28 protein-coding genes, 1 other RNA gene and 2 pseudogenes are annotated in these 21,337 nt (G+C 65.7%); 16 read left to right on the forward strand and 15 right to left on the reverse strand.

The genetic code is table 11. The features are described 5' to 3' along the window. The first annotated feature begins 481 nt into the window (after positions 1–481). The 5 genes from G406_RS0118695 (at position 482) to G406_RS0118715 (ending at position 4,320) form a co-directional block, all read left to right on the forward strand. Complete coding sequence (locus G406_RS0118695) at positions 482–1,369, forward strand: replication protein RepA (RefSeq protein ID WP_051342324.1); 888 nt, start codon at positions 482–484, stop codon at positions 1,367–1,369. Between the two features lie 390 nt (positions 1,370–1,759). Beyond that, positions 1,760–2,093: a transfer-messenger RNA gene (ssrA, locus tag G406_RS55225) on the forward strand. 323 nt (positions 2,094–2,416) lie between these two features. Beyond that, positions 2,417–3,037, forward strand: coding sequence for a TetR/AcrR family transcriptional regulator (locus G406_RS54170; protein WP_028935007.1), 621 nt, complete (start codon positions 2,417–2,419; stop codon positions 3,035–3,037). 21 nt (positions 3,038–3,058) lie between these two features. Beyond that, on the forward strand, positions 3,059–3,970 hold the full coding sequence (locus tag G406_RS0118710; protein WP_051342325.1) for a carboxymuconolactone decarboxylase family protein: 912 nt from the start codon (positions 3,059–3,061) through the stop codon (positions 3,968–3,970). Between the two features lie 104 nt (positions 3,971–4,074). Then, entirely contained in the window at positions 4,075–4,320 is a 246-nt protein-coding gene (locus G406_RS0118715; protein ID WP_028935009.1) for an SAM-dependent methyltransferase, read from the forward strand. A 15-nt stretch (positions 4,321–4,335) separates the two neighbouring features. On the opposite strand, the gene G406_RS59400 is transcribed toward G406_RS0118715, so the two are convergent. The 3 genes from G406_RS59400 to G406_RS58915 are packed head-to-tail and all read right to left on the reverse strand — an operon-like array spanning position 4,336 to position 5,206. After that, a complete protein-coding gene (locus G406_RS59400) occupies positions 4,336–4,470 on the reverse strand; it encodes a hypothetical protein (RefSeq protein ID WP_281172467.1) in 135 nt (44 codons plus the stop codon). Positions 4,471–4,506: 36 nt separating this feature from the next. Continuing rightward, positions 4,507–4,947, reverse strand: a complete 441-nt coding sequence (locus G406_RS58910; protein ID WP_245607158.1) for a biosynthetic peptidoglycan transglycosylase — start codon at positions 4,945–4,947, stop codon at positions 4,507–4,509. Then, positions 4,940–5,206: a transglycosylase domain-containing protein gene (locus G406_RS58915; RefSeq protein ID WP_028935011.1), complete on the reverse strand. Its 267-nt coding sequence runs from the start codon at positions 5,204–5,206 to the stop codon at positions 4,940–4,942. The genes G406_RS58910 and G406_RS58915 overlap by 8 nt, the downstream gene beginning before the upstream one ends. A 208-nt stretch (positions 5,207–5,414) precedes the next feature. Between G406_RS58915 and G406_RS47940 the strand changes: the two genes are divergently transcribed. The 3 genes from G406_RS47940 (at position 5,415) to G406_RS59750 (ending at position 6,497) form a co-directional block, all read left to right on the forward strand. Beyond that, entirely contained in the window at positions 5,415–5,738 is a 324-nt protein-coding gene (locus tag G406_RS47940) for a hypothetical protein (protein WP_156934977.1), read from the forward strand. 111 nt (positions 5,739–5,849) lie between these two features. Further along, the gene (locus G406_RS0118735) at positions 5,850–6,146 is read left to right on the forward strand and encodes a hypothetical protein (RefSeq protein ID WP_028935012.1); all 297 of its coding nucleotides are present in this window, start codon (positions 5,850–5,852) and stop codon (positions 6,144–6,146) included. Between the two features lie 129 nt (positions 6,147–6,275). Beyond that, positions 6,276–6,497, forward strand: a complete 222-nt coding sequence (locus G406_RS59750) for a type II toxin-antitoxin system PemK/MazF family toxin (RefSeq protein WP_211241199.1) — start codon at positions 6,276–6,278, stop codon at positions 6,495–6,497. 32 nt (positions 6,498–6,529) lie between these two features. On the opposite strand, the pseudogene G406_RS47945 reads toward G406_RS59750, so the two are convergent. The 3 genes and pseudogenes from G406_RS47945 to G406_RS47950 form a co-directional block, all read right to left on the reverse strand. Beyond that, positions 6,530–7,249: pseudogene (locus tag G406_RS47945) on the reverse strand (enoyl-CoA hydratase/isomerase family protein); the annotation flags it as partial. Positions 7,250–7,339: 90 nt separating this feature from the next. Further along, positions 7,340–8,116, reverse strand: a complete 777-nt coding sequence (locus G406_RS0118750; RefSeq protein ID WP_028935013.1) for an enoyl-CoA hydratase/isomerase family protein — start codon at positions 8,114–8,116, stop codon at positions 7,340–7,342. A gap of 51 nt (positions 8,117–8,167) precedes the next feature. Continuing rightward, complete coding sequence (locus G406_RS47950; protein WP_051342349.1) at positions 8,168–9,238, reverse strand: zinc-dependent alcohol dehydrogenase; 1,071 nt, start codon at positions 9,236–9,238, stop codon at positions 8,168–8,170. 113 nt (positions 9,239–9,351) lie between these two features. Between G406_RS47950 and G406_RS47955 the strand changes: the two genes are divergently transcribed. Then, entirely contained in the window at positions 9,352–9,951 is a 600-nt protein-coding gene (locus G406_RS47955; RefSeq protein ID WP_084216173.1) for a TetR/AcrR family transcriptional regulator, read from the forward strand. A 250-nt stretch (positions 9,952–10,201) separates the two neighbouring features. On the opposite strand, the gene G406_RS0118765 is transcribed toward G406_RS47955, so the two are convergent. The 3 genes from G406_RS0118765 to G406_RS0118775 form a co-directional block, all read right to left on the reverse strand. Then, entirely contained in the window at positions 10,202–10,711 is a 510-nt protein-coding gene (locus tag G406_RS0118765; RefSeq protein ID WP_028935014.1) for a hypothetical protein, read from the reverse strand. A gap of 7 nt (positions 10,712–10,718) precedes the next feature. Beyond that, positions 10,719–11,102: a hypothetical protein gene (locus tag G406_RS0118770; RefSeq protein ID WP_028935015.1), complete on the reverse strand. Its 384-nt coding sequence runs from the start codon at positions 11,100–11,102 to the stop codon at positions 10,719–10,721. A 227-nt stretch (positions 11,103–11,329) separates the two neighbouring features. Continuing rightward, positions 11,330–11,530, reverse strand: coding sequence for a hypothetical protein (locus G406_RS0118775; RefSeq protein ID WP_028935016.1), 201 nt, complete (start codon positions 11,528–11,530; stop codon positions 11,330–11,332). A gap of 412 nt (positions 11,531–11,942) precedes the next feature. On the opposite strand from G406_RS0118775, the gene G406_RS0118785 reads away from it, so the two are divergent. Beyond that, positions 11,943–12,722: an enoyl-CoA hydratase/isomerase family protein gene (locus G406_RS0118785; RefSeq protein WP_028935018.1), complete on the forward strand. Its 780-nt coding sequence runs from the start codon at positions 11,943–11,945 to the stop codon at positions 12,720–12,722. Between the two features lie 139 nt (positions 12,723–12,861). Here G406_RS0118785 and G406_RS55815 read toward each other — a convergent pair. Beyond that, positions 12,862–13,140, reverse strand: a pseudogene (locus G406_RS55815) (GNAT family N-acetyltransferase); the annotation flags it as partial. A 262-nt stretch (positions 13,141–13,402) separates the two neighbouring features. Here G406_RS55815 and G406_RS0118795 point away from each other — a divergent pair. The 3 genes from G406_RS0118795 to G406_RS0118805 all read left to right on the forward strand — a co-directional run bounded on the left by G406_RS0118795 (position 13,403) and on the right by G406_RS0118805 (position 14,424). Next, positions 13,403–13,699 carry a hypothetical protein gene (locus G406_RS0118795; RefSeq protein WP_028935020.1) on the forward strand — a complete coding sequence of 99 codons (297 nt, stop codon included), beginning with the start codon at positions 13,403–13,405 and terminating at the stop codon, positions 13,697–13,699. 75 nt (positions 13,700–13,774) lie between these two features. Continuing rightward, complete coding sequence (locus G406_RS0118800; protein ID WP_028935021.1) at positions 13,775–14,029, forward strand: hypothetical protein; 255 nt, start codon at positions 13,775–13,777, stop codon at positions 14,027–14,029. Further along, on the forward strand, positions 14,026–14,424 hold the full coding sequence (locus G406_RS0118805; RefSeq protein ID WP_028935022.1) for a hypothetical protein: 399 nt from the start codon (positions 14,026–14,028) through the stop codon (positions 14,422–14,424). Before G406_RS0118800 ends, G406_RS0118805 begins: the two co-directional genes overlap by 4 nt. Here G406_RS0118805 and G406_RS0118810 read toward each other — a convergent pair. Together G406_RS0118810 and G406_RS59405 are read right to left on the reverse strand one after the other, a co-directional pair. Next, complete coding sequence (locus G406_RS0118810; protein WP_028935023.1) at positions 14,384–14,815, reverse strand: PDC sensor domain-containing protein; 432 nt, start codon at positions 14,813–14,815, stop codon at positions 14,384–14,386. The genes G406_RS0118805 and G406_RS0118810 overlap by 41 nt on opposite strands. A gap of 21 nt (positions 14,816–14,836) precedes the next feature. Then, positions 14,837–14,971, reverse strand: a complete 135-nt coding sequence (locus tag G406_RS59405) for a hypothetical protein (RefSeq protein ID WP_281172469.1) — start codon at positions 14,969–14,971, stop codon at positions 14,837–14,839. Positions 14,972–15,263: 292 nt separating this feature from the next. Between G406_RS59405 and G406_RS0118820 the strand changes: the two genes are divergently transcribed. Then, positions 15,264–15,743, forward strand: coding sequence for a hypothetical protein (locus G406_RS0118820; RefSeq protein WP_156934979.1), 480 nt, complete (start codon positions 15,264–15,266; stop codon positions 15,741–15,743). Between the two features lie 28 nt (positions 15,744–15,771). On the opposite strand, the gene G406_RS0118825 is transcribed toward G406_RS0118820, so the two are convergent. Next, positions 15,772–16,296, reverse strand: coding sequence for a GNAT family N-acetyltransferase (locus tag G406_RS0118825; RefSeq protein WP_051342328.1), 525 nt, complete (start codon positions 16,294–16,296; stop codon positions 15,772–15,774). Positions 16,297–16,383: 87 nt separating this feature from the next. On the opposite strand from G406_RS0118825, the gene G406_RS57820 reads away from it, so the two are divergent. Beyond that, entirely contained in the window at positions 16,384–16,878 is a 495-nt protein-coding gene (locus G406_RS57820) for a class I SAM-dependent methyltransferase (RefSeq protein WP_064742970.1), read from the forward strand. A 150-nt stretch (positions 16,879–17,028) separates the two neighbouring features. On the opposite strand, the gene G406_RS47965 is transcribed toward G406_RS57820, so the two are convergent. Continuing rightward, a complete protein-coding gene (locus tag G406_RS47965) occupies positions 17,029–18,420 on the reverse strand; it encodes a M1 family metallopeptidase (protein ID WP_169736722.1) in 1,392 nt (463 codons plus the stop codon). Positions 18,421–19,098: 678 nt separating this feature from the next. Here G406_RS47965 and G406_RS0118840 point away from each other — a divergent pair. Continuing rightward, positions 19,099–20,124, forward strand: a complete 1,026-nt coding sequence (locus G406_RS0118840; protein ID WP_028935026.1) for an amidohydrolase family protein — start codon at positions 19,099–19,101, stop codon at positions 20,122–20,124. 32 nt (positions 20,125–20,156) lie between these two features. Here the strand turns inward: G406_RS0118840 and G406_RS47970 are convergent, their stop codons facing one another. Next, the gene (locus tag G406_RS47970; RefSeq protein WP_169736723.1) at positions 20,157–21,290 is read right to left on the reverse strand and encodes an AAA family ATPase; all 1,134 of its coding nucleotides are present in this window, start codon (positions 21,288–21,290) and stop codon (positions 20,157–20,159) included. Between the last annotated feature and the right edge of the window lie 47 nt (positions 21,291–21,337).

A 21,337-nucleotide genomic window follows, 5' to 3' on the forward strand; every position in this document is an offset into this window, starting at 1 on the left:
CACCGACACCATCACCGACAACTAGGTCCGGACACCGACAACTTCTGTCGGACGAGGTACCACTCCCTGTGGATGGTTGACCTACAGGAAGTAGTCATAGGGAAAGAACTACAGGGTGGTGCTGAAAGCGGCCTGTGACCAGCGGTTTCGAAGGGTAAGCGTGCCCTGTTTCTGCGTGAGGCGTGTCCTGTTTCTGCGTACCCACCTGGTCAGACGCAGTTCAGGCGTGCCCCGCTTCTGCGTCAGATGTGCCCTGTTTCTGCGCTGAGCGTGCCCCGTTTCTGCGTGGACAGCTGTGTTCAGGGGTTTCGGGTGCCCAGATGTGCCCTGTTTCTGCGTGGACAACGCTGACCAGTGCGGCGAGCGCTGTGATGTGCCCTGTTTCTGCGTGGACAACTTGCCGGGATCCGTAAGTCCTCGGTAGTTGCGCCAACCTGTGGCAGTCTCCCGATCCATGAGCCGTTCAGCTGACCTAGCCTTCGTGAGGCGCGCGGCGGAGCTCTGGGATCACGACGACCCGGAGATCGGATACCACCCTCGGCTGTTCTGTCAGCTCGTGCTGCCGTACAAGGACCCGGGGGATGTGCCAGTCTGGGGTCGGCGCAACGGCGACAGATCGCTAACCATCGAGCCCGGGCGCAAGTTGGACCGCGACGGAAACCCGTTCTGTTGGGGTTACCCGTACGGAACGATCCCACGGCTACTTCTCACCTGGCTGGCCACCGAGGCTGTGCGAACTCAGAGCCCGGAGCTGGTGCTCGGCGAGAGCTTGAGTGACTTCATGGGGCAGCTCGGACTTGCCCCGACCGGTGGGGTGCGCGGCAACATCACCCGACTCCGTGATCAGATGAACAGACTGTTCAAGGCGCGGGTCTCCGTTGAATACGACGGAAACGCGATGATGGATGCGGGCGTCCAGCTCAACATTGCCACGGCGCGTTCGTTGTGGTGGAGCGATGACGACCGTAACGCGAGCCAACGATCGCTCATGCCATCGATCGTTGTGCTGAGCGACACGTTTTTCAAGGAAGTGCTTGAACATCCGGTACCAGTGTCGGCGGACGCGCTGCGTGCGCTGCGTGGTTCTCCGCTGCGGCTGGACATCTACGCCTGGCTGACCCACCGGATGTCGTACCTGAACCGTCGGACCACCGTTACCTGGGATCAGCTGCGCTTCCAGTTCGGCTCACAGTGTGCCGACAACCGGTTCGGACGGGCGAAGTTCAAAGACATGTTCACCAAGCAGCTAGCGCATGTACTACTGGTCTATCCCGAGGCACACGCCGAGGCGACCAGCGTGGGCGTCGTTCTGAAGCCGAGTCGGACGCACGTCCCGTTCAGAGGCGTGCGGGCACTGACGAGCAACTGAACTCTTCGCCTGCGGTCACCGCGTCATCGTGGTGGGTGGATCTCTGAACCAAGATCCGATTGGGTAGTCCCGGCTTCACCTTGCCGACCTGGACGAAACGCAGGCCCGAGCGTCTCGACATTCTGCGCTCGTCTAACCCGAAGTGCGGGCCGCAGTCCATCTTCATCAAACGGTATCAAGAATCTGCCTGTGGCCCTCACCCCAGAGCCCGCTCGACATAGTGCGAACCTGGCAGGTGACGAAGATTCGGGAGTTCCGCAGCTCGATGAATCCGTCTCGGATCATCCCCTGGTGCTGTACACCTCTTACTCGTGGCGCATTCGTCCCGACTTTCTCTCTGGGTTGTTCAATGGGTCCGGTATGCTGGGACCAGATTTGCTCTGGTCAGCGGGGGGTGAACGGTTTCGACTCTGGACGTCGAGTCAGGGGAAGCGTGCAGGTGCAGGCGAGAGACCACTTGAAGAGTTATCGCACAGCGAATAAGCGCCAGCAAGGTTGACGCCGACGCTACTCAGCACGATTTCGCAATCGTAGGCTGAACAAGGGGACTCACCGTTCGACCCGGTCGCGGGGTCGAACAGGACATTGAACAGCGACTGGGCTCGTCACACCGAACTCGTCCGCGTGAGCGGTGGAGCCGAGCAGAGACCCAGCGGACTGCGCACGGAGAAGCCCTGGTGACACGCCAGAGGACCCGGGTTCGATTCCCGACACCTCTCCACCTACGGTGGGTGGGTACAAGACGACCTTTCGAGGTTCTCGAGCCCACCCACCACCAATTAAGCGCCGGCAGCTCGCATACTGCTCGCTCCTGGTGTATTGATCCTAAGCTGCGGAATTTTTCACAGTCAACGGCGTAGTGGATTTTCTGGTCCGGAATAAAGTATTCGCCGACTTCTACTCGCTTCTGGGTGATGAAGAATTTAAAGAAGTTGATGCTGCGCACTGATGAGCAGTCCATCTAGGCTTGGATGCCGTTGCCGAGCTCGGCGAGGACCGGGGTGATCCACGTCGATGTGCTGATACTATCTACTGTAGGAGGTAGTAATGGCGGATCGAGCGCGACCGCTCGGTCGTCCGCGCCGGGTCGAGGACGAGGACGTCTTCGCGGCGATGGGCGTCGTGTTGCTTCGGGTCGGACTGTCGCGACTCTCGGTTCAGCTCATCGCCGACGAGCTGGCGATCACCCCAGCCGCGTTGCGCCAGCGGTTCGGCGGAAAGGCGGAGCTGTTGACCGCCTTCCATCAACGGGGGACCGAACAGATTCGGACCGGACTCGTAGCGGCGCTGGCCGAGGACGGGAGAGAACCACTGACCGTGCTGCGGTCTGTGGTGCGCGCCTCGGTGGCGCAGATCGAAGAACCCGACCACGTGATGAACGCATTGTCGGTGTTCACCGGAGGCGGCGGCGACCCGCGCCTGCGACTGCTCATCGCCGAGCGGCTCGAGCTCGGCATCACGCACACCGCGACCCTACTCGAGCGAGCCATCACCGAGGGGTCGCTTGCCGGGATCAGAGCCCGGGCCTTGGCCGAGCATCTCCAGCGATGCATCGTCGGCACCTGTCTGATTTGGTCGACCGGTCAGGCACGGCAGCCGCTCTGCGACGAGCTCGACGCGCTGCTCGATCTGGTACTCGCTCCATACCTCCGCACCACATCCCAGTGATCCCCGAGAGGACCAGTTGACATGCGATCCGACACCATCCCTCGCCCCACAGCCCCACGCATCGCGCCCATCGACATCGCGGATCTCACCGCTGAGCAGCGCAAACTGCTGGTCGGTGCCTCAACGGTCGTGCAGGTTCTCGCGCACCGCGACGAACTACTCGGCGCCTGGATCACCTTCGCCGGACGAGTGATCTCGGACAGTCCGCTGACCGGACGTGACCGGGAGCTGGTCATCCTGCGGGTTGCGCTGCGGACCCGCTGCGCTTACGAGTGGGCCAACCACACCGTCGCGGCGCAGATGTACGGTCTGTCCGTCAGCGAGGTCTGTGCGCTGGCCGACGAGACGGCGACCTGGTCGGATTCCGACGCCGTGCTCCTGGCCGCCGTCGACGAACTCTGTGCTGACAACGCCCTGTCTGACCCTACCTGGGCGGCACTTCGACACACCCTCGATGAGGGCGCGATCCTCTCCCTGATCATGCTGATCGGTTTTTACCAGATGACTGCCGGCGTGCTCAACGGCGTCGGGGTACAGCCCGAGGATGGTCGGCCGCCGCTCGGGGAACCGTATAAGCCCGGTGCATCCATACCGACCGCGCCAGCGTCGCCGACCACCGCCACGGGTCTGGCGAAGGTCTCGGGGACCTGGGCCGTGACATTCCACCACCCGGCCGGGGACCAGCGGCTCACCCTGAGGTTGGCGGTCGAGGACACCACGCTGACCGGGACAGTCAGCAGCCCCGCGCTCGGCATCGACGTCGACCTCACCGACGGCGTCGCTGACGGCGGCCACATCACTGGCGCCAGCCACATCACCACACCGTTCGATATGAGCCTCGGCTGGGACGGCCACGTCGTCGATGACACCATCGCGGGCCAGGTCGAAGTACCCGGGGCAGGTGCGTATCCCTTCGACGGCACCCGTGAGTGATGAAGGCACCCTGGATAACTTTGTCATAGCAACTGAGATCGGCCTCGGCTCATCGATTTCCGCGACGCCTGAATGCGCGAGCATGATCGCCATACTCCGCGGGCGTGGACCTCAACAGGCCCTCGATCGTCCGGGTGTACCACTATGTCCGGGGCGGCAAGGAACACTTCGAGGGTGGACTCGGCACGGGTCGCTTTCGCACCTGGGCCGGGCACCTGCGATTCTTCGAAGGGCTCGAGCTGGTCGAGCCGAGTCTGCTGTACGTCAACGACTGGCGCCCGGACGAACTCACCCCAACCGACAGCCCGGTGCACACCCTTCAGGTGGGCGGCATCGGGCGTAAGTCCTGACCGCGCGGGACACAGTCAGGACTCGGCGAGTAACTCGCGCAGGATGTCCCTGGTGCGCGACGCAGTCCAGAGGGCGACGCTTGCGGCGTTGCCGTGGAACGCACCTGACGCGTGGTGCGCCGATCCGCGATCGCCGTCGTGCGGCGTCACTGATGTGACACCCTAGGCCGGGAGGCCGCGCTCTCGTCAGGCGATCGGAAAACGCGCCTGCATGCGGTGTTCGGCAGTCAGCCAGCCTTGGGCGACCATGGCATCCAGCACGAAGTTCCATCGTCCCTCAGTCCGCCGCGGATCCAGCGCCGGGTCCCACCGGGACGGCATCTGGATGACGCCGATGAGGACGGCTACCTCGGAGACGTTCAGCTCCCAGACGTTCTTGCCGAAGTAGGCCTGGCTGGCGGATTCCATGCCGTAGGCACCTCGGCCGAAGTAGACCGAGTTGAAGTAGTCGGCGAAGATCTCCTTCTTGTCGCTCTGGCGCGACACTTTCATCGCGATGATCATCTCTTGGTATCTGCGCCAGAGCGAGTGCTCGTCGCCAGGCAGCGTCGCCTTGATGTACCGCTGGGTGATCGTGGCACCACCGCCGTCGCCTCCGGCGAGCTGTTGCCAGGCGCCCTCAGCCAGGCTGACCGGATCGAAACCCCGGGTTGGAGTAGAAGGTGCGGTCCTCGGCGGACAGCACCGCGTACTCCACGGATGGTGGCACCTGGTCGAGAAAGACTTTGATCCGAGCGCCTTCGACGGGGACGATCCGCGCCGGCTCAGGGCCGCCCCAGCGGCTGACCGCGTCGCGCGCGGTCGGGACAGAGATGAACAGGTATCCGAGGAACGGCAGCAGAACCGGTAGTGCGACGAAGACGGTGAGGGCCGAGCCACCGATCAACCGGATCCAGCGCAGCGCAGTTGAGCAGGGGTATAGCCGTCCAGCTCGGCGCGGCGACGGCGCCGGTGGTTCTGGAATCGCTCCCTCGGGCTCCTCAGCGGACTGACCGGGGGCATGCGCTCGCCCTTCTCTCCGCCGGTGTGTGCGGACATCGAACAAGGCGCCCATTCCGGCCTCAGCGCCCCGCCAACAGTGATCTGAGCGGCTCGTGACGCGTTCGCCACCCGAGGCGCCGGTGAACGACCCGCGCAGGTGTGTGCTGCTTCGCGCACTGCATGCCGTCGCTGAGACCGAGGACGACATCGTCGGCGACCTGACCGGGCTGCGGCTGCTTCGCACGGTCCCGTCGGTCCGAGGCCGTGCCCTGCAGCTTCAACTCGCCGCCGAGCGAGGGATCGCCAGGAACCTGCATGCCGCGTTCCCCGATGAGCTCGACGAAGTCGCCGCCGCCCTGGTCGGAGCAATCGTCGGTGTCCTGCAGGTCCTGCTCGACGACCCCGCCAACGCGACTCCCGAGGGGAAGAGCGCTTAGCGAACGAGTCCGCCACGCCATCGCTACCCATTAGGCCCGTGGCACGCTTGACTCCGATCTGGGGCAAAGCGACCGTGGGTTCGAACAGGGCTCAGGGCTACGGTACAACCCATGGCTTCACCTGTATTCCGAGCCATGGCAAACGTCACGTCGATGCAGCTCGACAGCGAGACTCGTAACCAGCTGGCGGCGATCGCTGAGCGCGACTTTCACGGGGTGAGCCTCGGCGAGGCGTTGAAAAGGCTGGTCCGAGAATACAAGATCAACCAGATCATGCGGCGATACGAGCAGCTGCGTGCCGATCCGGACGAGTGGGCCAGCTATCAGAGCGAGGCCAAGCTGACCGACAACGTCGCCGGGGATGGTCTGCCGTCGGCCGATGACGAGTACCCCGAGTACAACCGTTGAGCCGAACTCCTCAGATCGCTCCGTGGCAGCTGTGGCTGGTCGACTTCGGTCAACCGATCGGCACAAGCAGGGCGGTATCCGTCCGGCGGTGGTGGTCGGCTCGATGGCCCACTGCGGTTCCCGATCGACATGGCCCTTGTCGTGCCACTCACCAGCCGTGACCGCGGGCTCGAGCACCATGTGCGTATCGCTTCTCCAGGGTCTGGTCTGCATCGGCCGAGCTGGGCACGAACCGAAGAGATCGTGGCGCTGTCGACCGCGGCGTTCACCCAGGACAAGCCGCTGGGAGTCGCTGCCGTCGCTGAAGTCGGACAGCTACGAGAATGGCTCCGCGAGATGGCTGACTTCTAGCCCGAGCCGAGGATCGTCCGTTGTCCTGGAACTCAGCAAGATCGAGTGGCCCAGTCGACGTCGGTTTCGTCGTAGAAACGTTGCAGGCGCTCGGTGGTCTGGTCGATGTCGAGACAGGTGTAGGCGTTCCAGGCCTCGATGCGGAGTTGGGCGTCGAGATCCTTTCCGATGACGTCCTGGATGGTTTCCTTGGCGCTGCGTACCGCCGGCTGCGCATTGCGGAGGATCTGCGCCGCGATGACTTCAGCCTCGGGCATCAGCTGATCGTGGGGGACTACCCTAGATACGAGATTCCAGCGTAATGCTTGATGTGCATCGATCGGCTCGGCGGTGAGCAGCATATGCGAGGCCACGCTGGCGCCACAGGCATTGACCATTCGCATGATTCCACCATCGCCATGGTGGTAGCCTCGGCGGGCCTCGAACGATCCGAATTTCGCGCGTTCGCTGGCGATCCGGATGTCACAGGCCAATGCTTGTTCCAAACCGACGGCGAGAGCCCATCCGTTGACAGCGGCGATCATCGGTTTATGTATCTTGTGTAAGCCTCGGGCGATACCGCCGAACCCCAGGTTCACCGTGTCTCGCAGGCTGCACTCGCCCCGCAGAAACGGCGGAATGTAGGTCTTGAGGTCGGCGCCTGCGCAGAATGCGTCGCCCGCGCTGGCGACGATGGCGACATCCGTGTCCGGGTCGTCGCGGAAGTCGGACCAGATCTCCACGAGTAGGTTCTGCATCTCGGGATCGATCGCGTTTTTGCTTCGGGCCGGTTGAAAGTGATGTAAGCGATCCGGTCCCTCTTCTCATACAGCGCCTTCATTCTGGTGCTCCCGTTTCTTGAGTCATCGTTGCTGTACGGCGAAGGCGGCGAGGATGTCCTGGCCCTGGCTGAGGGTGTAGCCGTTCCATGCTTCGAGGCGAAGTTGGTCTTCTAGTGTTCGGCCGATGAGGTCCAGGGTGGTTCGCTTGGCCGAGCGGATCGCGGTCTGGTTGTTGGCCAGGATCAGATTGGCGACGTTGAACGCGGCGGGGAGCAGCTCGTCGGGCGCGACGACCCTGGTGACGAGGTTGCAGGCCAGGGCGCGCTGGGCATCGATGGGTTCGCCGGTCAGTTGGAGGTCTAGCGCGACCCCGATCCCGCAGGTGTGGATCAGGCGGGTGATCCCGCCGTCGCCGGTGTGAAAACCGTAGCGGACCAACGGGAGTCCGAACCGCGCCAGCTGTGATGCGATGCGAATGTCGCAGGCCAGCGCCAGTTCCAGTGCGCCGCCCAGCGTCCAGCCGTTGATCGCGGCGATGATCGGTTTGTTGAGGTCGCGCAGCCCGCGAGTCAGGCCGGCGAAACCGATTCCCTCGACGTGGGAGCGCACCTGAGCAGGGTCCGCGTCGACCCACCGCGTGAACCAGGTGTCTCGGTCCGCTCCTGCGCAGAAGGCGTCTCCGGCCCCGGTCAGGATGGCCACGTGCAGCTGGTCGTCGTCGCGGAACTCGTACCAGATCTCGGCCAGGCGTTGGTCCATCCCCGGGTCGATGGCGTTCTTAGCCTCGGGTCGGTTCAGGGTGATCAGCGCGATGTGGCCCTGCTTGTCGTAGAGCACGCTGTCGGTGGGCTGACTCATCTCCGATGTTCCTTTCGGTGTGCGGGTCTCGCGGGGTCAGGTGTGCGGCGATCACGGCTGCCGCGCGGGTAACGCGACAGCCGCAGAGCGGTCATCGATCAGCTCGGGGCGGGCGATCACGAGTTTCGTGGGCGGGTCGGCCAACGCCGTCGGCGCGTCTTCCCAGCTCACGACAGCGCTGGTGACCGTCGCCGGGTTGAACGCGCCGGTCGCCACCAGATCGAGCACTCCGGGGATGGCCGCGCGGGCATGTACCCGGCCGGTGTGGAAGGTGATGCCTTTGAGGTACATCTCGAACAGCGGCACCTCGGTGGGCTGGTAGTAGATCCCGACGCTGGTACAGACCCCGTCGGGTTCGGTGGCTCGCAGTGCCAGCGCGAGGCCCTCCGGACGGGCGCTGGCATCGACGGTGATCGGGAACTGACCCAGGTCGCTCGCCGAGGCCGAGTCCAGCACGGTGGCACCCAGCCGCGCGGCGACCTCACGTCGCTCGGCGTGGTTGTCGACGTAGGTCACCGATCCGGCGCCCAGCGCGGCGGCGATCCCGGTGGCGTATAGCCCCACGCTGCCCGCACCGCCGGCACTGATGAGCACATCGGCGGCGGGGCGGGCGGTCAGCGCGGGTGCGACGGTGCGCCAAGCGTCGGGCAGGTTGTCTACGGCGCTGGGCACCGCCAGCGGATCGATCCCGGCCGGCAGCGCCACCAGCATCGCGTCCGCGTACGGCACCAGGACCAGCTCGGTGAGCACTCCGCCCCATCCGCCGCCGAACTTGCCGATTCCGTACATCGAGATGCCGGACACCGTCTGACAGTTCCCGGTTCGGCCTTGTGTGCAGGCTGAGCAGGCCCCGCAGGAGATCTGGAACGGCAAGACCACCCGGTCGCCCGGGGCCATGGTTCGGACTTGGTCACCGACCTCGACGACCTCGCAGATCGATTCGTGGCCGAAGGCGAACGGCCCGGTGAACAGCGGGACCTTGCTACGCAGGACCGCCACGTCCAGATCGCAGGTGGCCACCGTGAGTGGCCGAACCAGTGCCTGCCCGGGCTCGGTCAGTGTTGGTGCCTCGACGGTGCTCCATTCGCAGCGCCCCGGTTCGAGATACATCAGCTGCCGCATCTGCACTCCTCTTGATCAGTGAGCGTGGGTTCCCTGGCCACAGCCACGGTGATCACTGAACATAGATATAGATGACCGTCTAGTAGACGATCGTCTGATACCGTAGCGCCACCATGAGAGACTTGCCAACCCCTCGAGTGGCGCCGCGCACGGCGATCTTGCGTAGCGCCTCACAGCTGTTTCGACGTCATGGTCACCGTGGCACCGGGGTCAGCGAGGTGTTCAGCGCCGCGAGCGTGCCGAAGGGCTCGCTCTACTACCACTTCCCCGGCGGCAAGACGGAGATCGTCGTCGCCGCCGTCCAGCGCAGCGGGCGCGCCGTCAACCGCGCGATCGAGCACGCATTCCACGAGACCGATCTGCCAGGTGCGTTGACCGACATCGCCGAGGTGCTCGCGGCCAACCTCGAACAATCCGGGTTCCTTGACGGCTGCCCCCTGGCCACCGTCGCCCTGGAAGAGGCTGCGGCTGACGACCGGATCGGCGATATCTGCCGCGCGGTGCTCGACGACTGGCTGGCGCGGCTGAACGCCGCGCTGCGCGCCAGCGGACTCACCCGATCCGATGCGCAGGATCAGGCGATGCTCATCCTCGCCGCGTTCGAGGGCGCGCTACTCGTGGCCAGAATCCACCGGGACACCACCGCACTTCATCGCGTGGCCATCTTGCTCGCCCAACAGCTCCCCGACATCGCTACGTCCGCACAACGCTGATCGCCGCAAGAAGTTCCGCTAGGCCGCAGTCGACTGTTCGTCCGCGCGAGGCTGCCCCGCCGTCTCGTCCGGGCTCTCGGCGCAGCCGTAAAGCAGGTGACCTGCCCCGATGTGCCGCGACCCAGCTCGACAGCTCGTGGTAGATCAGCGTCAGGTGAGGCTCTGAACCGCTTGCCCAGGACGGACAGCCGACATCCTGAAGGTCATTCCTGGTGCGGGTGGAACCATACGGTTCCGCTGAGCAAAGCGGTCAGGTCGAGTAGTTGCGCGGCTGACCCGTCGTCGGAGGTGAGGTGGCGCACCCCGTCGGTGTGGACCCACGCCGTGCCCGTGTCGTCGACGGCGACCTGGCCGGGACGGCTTGGACCATGGCACTCACAATCGGGTCCAGGGTGACCGGGCTGAGCTCGGTAAGCAGCCAGTACTGGCGGTCCTCGGGATACACCGGCGGGCCGGGCAAGGGCCAACAGGCATCGACCCCGTGGATGGCGATGTCCTGAGAGGGTGGGGAATGGACGCTCACCCACATCCGCCCGGCGCGGCCGTAGGCGCGCAGTGTGTGCCTGCGCATCGGCCTGTCCGCGCTGATCGTCAGGTCGTCGCGGACCCAGCGCAGCGCCGCGTTGCTCTCGTCGAACAACATGGGTGGGTCGCTGCCCAGCAGCCCGACCAACGCGGGGTGCCCGACGTCGAGGCAGGGGCAGCCCTCGACCAGCTCGCCGGATCGGGCGAGCCTGCCCAGCCAGGGGCGCTCGTCCATCGATTGGTCAGGTGACGCAGCAGTAGCAGGATCCGCTTCCGTCATCGAGGGCGACGGCGGCCACGGTGGCGCGCGAGCCCAGCTCCACCTCGATCCCCGTCGCCCGGTGGTCGAGCAGACCCAGCACTGACGACGATCGGAGGTCACCAGGTCCGAGTAGGACCTCGATCAGCAGCAGGTCCTGCCCGGAGACGGCGATCGGGGTGTCGTCGATCTGCCGGACGCCGTCCCTGGGGTCGATGCGATGAATGCCATCAGGGCCGGTGATCCAGCAACCGGCTGGATCGGCGTGCAGTATCCGTCCTCCGGAGTTCTCGGTGGGGAGAATGCGCCCTTGCCACGGGAACACGTCGACCTCCGGCTCGTCGGTCAGCGCTCCCCGGACCCGCATGACCAGCGGCAGGCAGGTGTCGGCGATCCACAGGTCCGGACCCGCGACGCAAGGGAGCCAGGCACGATCGTCGGTCGCGGTGGTGGCGGCGGTACCTGATCGAGGTCAAGATCGACCAGTACCCTGGTCTCGGCGACATGGGGATCGCCGAACGCGGGCGCGTACGCGCCGATGGCGGGAGCCTCGGCCGGCTCGACCGACCCCAGCCGAACCAGCGTGGTGCGATATCAACCGCGCGCAACCGCTGCTCTGCCGGGACCGGTCGTGTCGATCGTCTCGGTGATGACCTGTACCCGAGTCACCCGGCCTCGGACGCCGGTGCTGATCTCGAGGACCAGGTCGTCGAACAGGACGCCGCGCAGCTGGACCTCTCCGATCAGCGGGCGCGGTGCCTGCCAGGTCGCCGTCCAGCCGTCGCCATGTAGCACGGTGGGCCAGGCGGTCGAACCTCCGCCGAGTGCTCCACCGGAGAGCCGTCATACAGCGGCTGGGCGCTGGCCTGAAACGACGTCACCACGGCCCCGCGCTCGTCGGAGTCGACCTCGCGGAAGCGCAGCCGATAGCACCCCGCTTCGCCGCGTGCCGGTGGTGGCGGCTGGCCGTCTTCGATGGCCAGCCGCCCGACCACGATCCGAAGCCGACGGGGAGGTATCGCATCGGCGTCTACCCGATCGCCGTCTCGGCTGGCCGCGATCATGTCGAGGGACTGTGCTTCGCGTAGCGGTGAGATCGCCATGGCCGGCGGGTTCCTTCGCGGATGCCCGTTTCGGGAGTTGTGTGGGACCTTGGATGCATGACTGCTCCGCCGGATACGTTGACCGACCGAGAACGGTGACCGACGTGGGTCCGCTCCGGCTCGCGGTCGACGGGCCGATAGCGACGTTGACTCTCAATCGGCCGCGACGGTTGAACGCGTTCAACCGTGAGTTCCTCGCGGAACTGCTCGAGGTCTGTCGCCGACTCGATGACGAACTCAGTGTACGAGTCGTCGTGCTGATCGGTGAGGGACGTGCGTTCTCTGCGGGTTTCGACCTCGACGAGTTCATACCGCGCACCGACGGCCCGTTGACGCACCGCGTCGTTGAGCAGGGGCGTCGGGCCCTCGACGCGGTCGATCGGCTGCGTCCGCTCACGATCGCCGCCGTCCACGGATACTGCGTGGGTGGTGGGCTCGTGCTCGCCGCCGTGTGCGACCTGCGGATCGCGAGCCAGGACGCGGTGTTCTCGATTCCGGAGGTCGATCTCGGCATCCCGCTCGCGTTGGGCGGAATTCCGCGACTCGTCCGCGAGCTGGGACCCGCGTTGACCAAAGAACTCGTGTTGACCTGTCGTCCGTTTGGGGCGCAGGAGGCGCACACGGCCGGCTTCCTCAACCGGGTGGTTCCTCCCGAGCGGCTGCATGACGAGGTGTTCGAGCTGGCCGAGACGCTGGCCGCCAAACCCGCCGTGCTGCTCGAACAGACCAAGCGTCACATCGACGCCACCACCGAGGAGCTGGCGAGTACCGCGCATGGCGGTACCGACGCGATGGCGCTGGCCGCGGCGCTCGCTGATCCTGAGGTCCGCGCGTCGGCGTCCCGGTACCTGGCGAAGTTCGGCCGTACTCATCCTCCGGTCTGAACTGGGTTCGTTCATCAACCGGGCTCCGTTCGCGCCGCCGTTGCGGAACCACCCAGGTCAGCACAAGTGAGCCGACCCGACCCGGGTGCGCGATCGCCCATAATCGGGGCGCCGCGATAATTCGCGATTCTCTATATCGTCACTGATTGAGCGCGCTTTCATGGAATGGGTAGAGGCGGAAGCCGGTCTTCTGGAAGTGGGGGAACCCGCGGTAGAAACCGATGGCGTCATCCTCGCTGAGCAGGTCGACGCGCTCACCTCCGGCCAGTCGCAGCGCTTCGTTCACCAGGGCGCGGCCGATACCTTCGCCTCGACGGGCGGGATCTACGGCCATGACAGCGAGGTAGGCCTGTATTTCTCCATCGCTGAGCAGCTCAGCGAACCCGACGACCTGACCTCGGTCGAGCGCGACGACCGAGGTGACCCCGGAGCGGTCAACACCCTGGCTGCCCGCTGCGGGTCAGCGGGCAGCGACGGCCAGCCTTCCCGCTTACAGGGCAGAAGCACGCCGGTCAGGTGCGCCGGCACCAATTTCGCGTACTTGAGCATCGATCCATCGTGCCACCCTCTGCCGCCCCTTCCGCTCGTGGTGCGCTGCTGGCCGCGAGCGGGCGTGACGTGTTCGGTAGTGGCCGCGCTGCCTGCCTTCGCCGGACACGAAGTACAGCGTCGACTCCGCGTTGCTGGCCGAGCGGCAACGCGGCCAGGTGTTGCAGGCCGACTGCGTCGCCTTGCGCATCGTCACCTTCGTCATGCCGTTCGGCGGGTGCGTCCCTGCGACCCTGGTTCAGCTGTTCCTCACAACGGTCACGATCACCCTCCTCCAGATGTCCTGGCCGCTGTTCCTCGCCGGTCTGTATCTCATCCCATGGATGTCGATCGCGGTGCTGGTTGGCGGCTGCCCGACGAGGCCCCCGAGCTCGATGACGCCTCCGACCTGCCTGTCACGGGCGGTGTCGTGGCTGGCTGAGTTCTGACTTCGCCCTATTCCGTCCGCGATGTGGCGGGTAGGCGTGCTTGGACGACGGGTATGAGCGGGGTAGTCTTTGGGTGTGAGCGACAAGAAGAAGCGAGTCACCGTCACGCTGGATCCTCGGGTCGCGGAGGGTCTCACCAGCGCTGCCGAGCGTGCGGGCTCGCCGAGCGTCTCGCAGTATGTACAGGACGCGGTGGACGCTCGGATGACTCGTGAGGAGTGGCTTGCTAGGTGGCGGGCCGCGACCGGCGATGTCGATCCCCAGGCACTGGCCTATGCGCGCCGCGCGTTGCTGGGGGAGTCGGTCGTGCCGCAATCCCAGGCCTCGTGAGCGGCCGGGTCCTCACCAGCTCCGCCATCACTGACATCGCCACCGGGCAGTCGATCTATGCCCGGGCGTTTCTGGTCGCCGCGGTCGAGCTGGGCATGAGCCTGCCCACCCCGTCCAGTGAGTTGTTGCACGCCTGGGCGAGTGTTCCCACCGAGTCGCGGGCGCTGCTGGAGTTGTTCCTCGACGCTCCGGCCGTGCAGGTGGAGGAACTCGACGCGACCACCGCATCCGCTGCCGGAGTCCGGGCGTGGCGGATGCATCAGGGCGTCGACGTCGCCGCCGCGCACGCGGTGGAAGTGGCGATCGCTCGGGACCTGCCGATCCTGACCGCGAACCCGGCGCCGGTGCGCGCGATCAGCTCGGCCGTCCAGATCGAGGAGCTGCCCGAGCTGTAGGGCGCGGATCCTCATGTCGGGGCCAGAGGTGCTCGCCGGTCTGAGTGCTGTTCCAGAGCAGGATGTTGGTGCCGGGTGGTCGGTGGGCGGTGGCGATTAGCTCGCCGTCCGGGTCGGCGAGCCAGAGTCCGGTGGCGACTGGTTCGAACCGGTCGCCTCGGTGGATCTGGGCGATGTAGGCCGCCAGCCGGTCCTGGGTGAGTGTGACCGATAGCAGCCGCTCGGTGAGTTCGCGGGCGATGTACTCGGTGGGCATCTCCAGCAGGGCGAACGGCGCCGGCAGCCGCAGCAGCCGTCCGGCGGTACTCCAGAGCCGGCAACAAGGCCCCGGGCTGTATACGCCGCTCTCTTCGAGAGCGGCGTACGCCACAAGAAACCCCACGACCAGCATGACTGCCACGATGTGGATCAGTCACAGCCAGCCGAGCCGCTGGCGGCTCAGGTCGAGTGCTCGGCGAGACCAGTCGGCGAAGCCGGTCGGTATCAGCGGATCGATCCGCGGACGCTGATCCTCAGGTTCGTTGTCGGCGGTCGATGAAGACTGCATTTCCGCACGATATCGAGCGGATTGACCATCGGACGGTGATTGCCGAATGTTAGTCGTCGCTTATTCTTGAAATATTGCATGCTCCAGCACACTGCGAACAGGATTGCCGAGAACGTCGTCGCCTTCTTCACCGGCATCGATGATGGCGAAATTCGTTCGCCTAAGGGTTACCGGGCGAGAACGGGCTGCCCTACAAACTTGCGCGACAACGATCGCGGTTACGTCAGCTACCGCATGGTGGGCGGCCCGTGACGGTGACTGACAGATGGTGAGAACAACCGAGGAGCGCATCATGCGGATCAAGCAACAACAGCGCCGGCGAGAACTTCGCGCGCGGCTCGAAGCTACGCGGCGCGCCAGGGCCGGGGGCGGACCCGCGCCCCGCGTCACGCGGCTCTGGTTGTCGGTGGGCTATCTGCTGTGCGTGGCTTCCGATTCGGTCGCGGCGCTGCTGTTTCCGGAACGGATCGCGGCCCTCGTGTGGTTCGCGGGCTTCTTGATCGGTATGGGTCTACTGATAATGATGACCATGGCCACTCGGCGCACCGACGAGCTCGACGGGGAGGGATTCTATTCGCGGGCATACATGATCCTTTCTATCGTCTGCTTCGTCGCGTTCGGCGTCATCGTGGTTCTGCACGGCATATTCCCGCCCCCGATCGAGTATCGCCTCACCGAAGCCGTCATGTGGCCCCTCGTCCTACTCGTCTTCGGGCTGCCCACGCTCATCGCCTGCTGGTCCCTGCCCGACAGCGACCACTCGGCCGAGTAGCCCCGGCGGCCACGTGCCCGGCTTCGACTTACAGGGGTTTGGCGAAATAGAGCGCGGTCTCGTGGGCGTAGTCGCCGTCGTACAGGGTCCGGTCGAGTCCGACGAGTTCGAAACCCATCGCCTGGTAGGCGCGCACGGCCAGGACGTTGGTGTTCTGCGTCTCGAGCCAGAGGTGCCGAGCGCCGTTGTTCCGGCCGGCGAACATGACGTGTTCGATCAGTCTCCGTCCGATGCCGCGGGCCCGGTGCAGGTGGTCGACGTAGAGGTGCCACAGCACCTGGCGTCGGTTCCACCGTTGGTACCCGGTCGCAGCGAAGCCGACGATGCTGGTGCCCTCGACCGCGACGAAGCCGTCGGTCCAGCGTCGATCCGGGTCGGTGACCTCGGTGACGAACTCGTGGTTCTTGATCAGCGGCCTCGGTATCGATTGCTCGGTGAGCTGAAATCCCTTCGAGGTGGCCGAGACCCGGAATACAGTGCCCGCGTGCGACGCGGTGCCCAGGTGTGACAAGGCCTGAATGTCCTCCGGTACACGCAGCGACCGTATTCCCACACGACGAATCGTAGTCCGGAGCCCCGTCCGTAGCGTCGATCGCTTTTCGCCCGAGCGGCCGGCGGCCGACCTGAAGGAATCCACGCGATGTCAGGCGACTGGAAAGGGATCGTCAGGCGGGGCTACGACGCCGTGTCCGAGCGTTATCGCGCCGATCACGATGCACCCGCAGAGTACGAGGCCTGGCTACACCTACTCGCCGAACGGCTCCCGATCAATGCCGAGATTCGCGATCTCGGCTGTGGATGTGGAATCCCGATGGCCCGACGGCTGGCCGAGCTTGCCCACAGGATCGTCGGGGTTGACCTCAGTGCGGTCCAGATCGACCGGGCACGGCGACTCGTCCCGCGCGCCCGCTTCATCAGGGCCGATGCAATCGACCTGGTCTACTCGGCCGCGTCCTTCGACGCGATCGTCTGCCTGTACCTGCTGATCCATCTGCCCGAGCGAGAGCAAGAGGTACTCATCCAGCGCGCGGCGGCCTGGTTGAGAACCGGTGGGGTGTTCCTTGCGACGGTCGGCGCGACAGCCTGGACGGGAGAGCAAAGCGACTGGCTCGGTGGTGGCGCGCGCATGTGGTGAAGTCACCCCGACGCGGACACCTAACGAGGATGGCTGGGCTCGGCGGGCCTGATCATCGAACCACGACGAATTCGTCCCCGAGGGAGACGGCGGTCATCAACTGCTCATCGCCCGAACTATCCGCCACGTGTCTGGGGGTGTATTGCCGGGTCAGCCGGGCGGAGTGGACGGTCGGACCGGGGCGAACAGCCAGGTCTGGGCGACGTCGTCGACCTTCTTGCCGGAGATTCGTTCCAGCAGCGCAAGGAAGTCCGCCACCGTGCCGTTGTGGCCCTGCCGTTCGGTCACCCAGGTCCGCAGACCGGTGAAGAAGGCGTCGTCACCCACTCGCGTGCGCAGCGCCTCCAGGGCCATAGCACCTCGGGAGTACACCGCTGAGTTGAACAGTTCATCCGGACCCGGGTCACCGGGCGGGACCCGCCAGAAATCAGTGTTGGCGAAATTGCACAGGTAGGTCTGGTCGGCGATCTGCTTCGCGCTGGGACCGCCGGTCCGTTCTCGGTAGAGCCACACCGCGTAGCTGGCGAACCCCTCATTGAGCCAGATGTCGCTCCAGCGGTGCACCGACACAGTGTCGCCGAACCACTGGTGAGCCAGCTCGTGCACCACCACCGAGACGTCCGCGCCGGCACGGAACATCTGCGGCCCGTACACCGGGCGGGTCTGGGTCTCCAACGCGGACTGCTGCGCGCACGCGTCGGGTACCACGCCACCGATCGTGTCGAACGGATACGGGCCGAAGATTCCGGAGAGCACACCGACGATCTGCGGGGTCTGCTCCACCGCGGCGCGCGCGACGGTCGCGGTCAGCGGGTCGAGCCCGTCCTGGAAAGCCGCGATATACGGGCCGTAGGGCGTGTCCCGCGTGACGATGTCGTAGTGGCCGATCGCGACGAATGCCAGATAGGTGGCCATCGGCGCGCTGGCTCGCCACCGCCATCGCTGCCAGCCGGGCTCGGCCGGTTCGGGGCCAGCGAGCAATTTTCCGTTCGAGATCGCCTGCAACCCCGCGGGCACGGTCACCGTCACCGCGACGGTCGCCTTGTCCGATGGATGGTCGTTCGCCGGGAACCACCAGGCCGCGCCCTCGGGCTCGCCGGCGATGACCGCGCCGTCCACGGTACGGGTCCATGGCGGGTCATGGCCGAGGTCGTCCCTGACTTCCGACGGCACACCGCCGTAGGTCACCTGCACCACCATCGGCCGGCCGGTCGGCACCGGCCGGGTTGGGCTGAACAGCAGCTTGCCCCGGTCCTGGTGAAACCGTGCCAGCTGGTTGTTCACCGTCACCTGGGTCGCGGGCAGCCGCAGGTCGAGTGCGAACTCGGCCCGGTTCTCGGTGGGCAGCGCGTTGACGGTGGTGCGTCCGTCGAGCCGCCCGGTCGGCGGGTCGTAGCGAAGCTGAATCTCGTAGCCGGTCACGTCGTAGCCGCTGTTGCCCGCCGGTGGGAAATACGGATCCCCGATACCCGCCGCGGCCGGCATCGGTGGCTCGGGGGAATCGGCGGCGTGCCATTGATAGCCGATTCCTACACCTGCCACGAGCAATACGGCGCTCAGCCCCATCCACCGCCAAGATCGCATGACTTTCCTCGCTCGCGCACCGTCGGATGTGTTGCCCAGCCGTCGCGGAGCAGACCCCGTCGAGTCATCGGGTCGCTGCTGCGAGCCTGCGCAGCAGCTGCTGGGACACCAGGTCATGCCCGGCGGTGCAGTACCTGCGCCTCGTTGATATCGCCGAGCGCGTCCTTTGCTCTGTGCAACGTGTACCAGGCGGTATGGAAGCATCGGATAGGTTGAGCTAACGCTAAGGAGGTCTAAGCGTTAGCTCAATTTATTCTGCTCAACCAGCGGAGATGTCTTACGCACTTTTCGGGGATGGTCGAGTGAACCGGGATGGACCTCCATCAGGTCTCCGGATCGCTCCCTGGGAGCGCGGTATGCCTGGTGATTCGCGGTGAACCGTTCCGGCTTCGCCAGACCTGGCACGAGCTCCTCCGTCCCGGATTGTCGGACAAATCGTAGCGTTTGATCAAGCCGCTCTATAGGCTCGTCGAATTCTGCGCGGGACAACAGCTTTCCTACAACGTGGGAGCCGTTGGAAGAAAGGACTGGCCGTATCGGTCGGGACTACGTCAGCCACCGATTCTTTCCCGAACCGCGGACGATTCGTGCCTTGCTTGAGCTGATCCCGCATGATCGGCGAACGGAGTGGCCGCCATGACCGCAATCCTCATCGCCGCTACCGCGGCCTGGCGCGGTGACAGCCGTCTGGAACGCAACAGCCGCGTGCTGATCACCGAGCGGAACCTGGTCTGGGATCCGGAGCCGAGCACCGTGCCCGGTGAGGTGGTCCGGTATGGAGTGGACGGCGTGCTGGTCCCAGGGCTGGTCGACCATCACGTCCACATCGAGCAGATCGACCTCGCTGAGCTGGGTGCGAGCGGGCTCAGCGAGGTGGTCGACCTGGGTGGTCGACCGGATGAGGTGTTCGCCCTGCGCGACCGCTCCCGCGATGATCCCGACCTACCGCTCGTGCACGCCGTCGGCCCGTTCCTGACGGCCCCAGGGGGTTATCTCTCGGACCGGAAATGGGCGCCGGCGGGAACCTGGACGGCCATCGAGACCGAGGATGACGTGTTGCGTGCGGTCGCGCGCAGCGCGGCGCGCAAGGCGGTCGCCATCAAGGTGGTATTGCACGAAGACGACCCGGTAGCCCTGCCGATCAGCTTGTTGAGGACGTTGGTGAACGCCGCCGCAGGTGTCGGCTTACCGGTGGTCGCGCACGTCGAAGGTCGAGGGCAAGCCGACCGGGCGATTGCCGCCGGAATACGCCGGCTCGCGCACACCCCGTGGACGCACCGGCTGAGCCACGAGGTGATCGCGCTGAGCGCGGCCACCATGACCTGGACGTCGACCCTGGACGTCCACAGCAGGGGTGAAGCGACGCCCGAGTACGCCACGGCGTTGGACAACCTGCGCCGATTCCATGCGGCGGGTGGGCGAGTGCAGTACGGCACCGACCTGGGCAACGGCCCGCTGCCTGTCGGCGTCAACGCCAGAGAACTTCACGCGCTGACCGAGGCGGGGCTGACTTCGGTGCATATTCTGCGCGCCATCTGTCTCAGCCGCACCGCGGTCGCGGTCCTGCCCGCCGATCCGCTCATGAACCCCTACCTGCTGTCCGACATCGCGGCCACCGCTCGCGTGGGTCGCGCCGTTCGGTTGCGGTCACTATCTCAGTGAACCGGAGAACAGCATGGATGCGGTCGTAACCCTCAGAGTGACTGACCCGACGGGGGAGTCCGATCTGCAACGGCGACAGATCGCGATGCCGCCGCCGCAGTCAGCAGTGTGGTCAGTGTCGCCACCACCGCCCGACTGCTCCGAATACTGGTGTCGATCACCGTAGTAGCGTCGCTGAGTCGTCGGTGAAAGATGGTTCTCTCCGCGACGGCGCGGGACGTGACCTGGGCCAGTCGCCAATCCGGCGCCCCGGTCAGCGAATCCCCTGCTAGCCAGGGCCATCCGCCCTGGCCACGGCGGGCGACTCGATCCGCGAGATCGGTAGGCGATGCGTCGAGACACACGGTGGTCAGGTTCTCGCCGGCGAGCGCCGGCTCGTACGCCGGGGGGGCACCCCGGGCGACGACGATCAAGGCCCGCGCGCCAGCGGCACGGTAGCCGCGCCAAACACCCGTCAAGGCCTCGGCCTTCACCGGCCCGCACTCCGGCTGGACGAACCCGAGCTGGTCGACATCGATGTAGGCGGCCGTCACTCCCTTCGCCCCGAGCGATTGCATGACCTCCCAACCCACCGCCGACTTACCGACCGCGGTAGGATTGACCAGAAGCAACACTGGTACGTCCGCACCGAGCCGACGGTGCACGGTCTGGGTGCCGGACCAGATCGAGTGTTCCTGCTGCTGGCGATCGACCCTCTCGATCAACGCCTCGACGACCTCGTGCGGCGACCTCGTCGTCGTGTCCAGCGGGACGCCCAGGCCATCACGGTCCAACTTGTCCGCCAGTGACATGAGCTCGTCGAGGCACTCGCCCGATGAACCTCGCCCCAGGTATCGGCGGCGCAGCTCGTCGCGGGCACAGCGCAGGCGAACCAGGGTGAACTCATATTCAGCCTCGGTACCCCGCACGTAGGGTTCGATACCGCGATGTGGATCGACCACACCAGAGACGATCACCTGCCGGGCACCGTTTCGTCGGAATGTATCGATCACCTCGAGGAGGTTGGTCGCCTTCAGCCGGTGGCGTTCCGGGTCATCAGCCGGAGCGGGGACGAACAGGCGGAGTTGATCGATATCGACGTACGCGACGCGATCGTCCGCCGAGGCGAGTCGGGTGTACAGCGCCCACCCGGCCGTTGACTTGCCTACCCCGGGCGCTCCGGTCACCCACAACACCGGAACCGGTGGCACAGCACCCTCCCGGCGAATCGCTT

It is taken from the genome of Actinospineispora spinosispora DSM 44797, from assembly GCF_000429025.1.
GTDB classification, from domain to species: Bacteria; Actinomycetota; Actinomycetes; order Mycobacteriales; family Pseudonocardiaceae; genus Pseudonocardia; species Pseudonocardia spinosispora.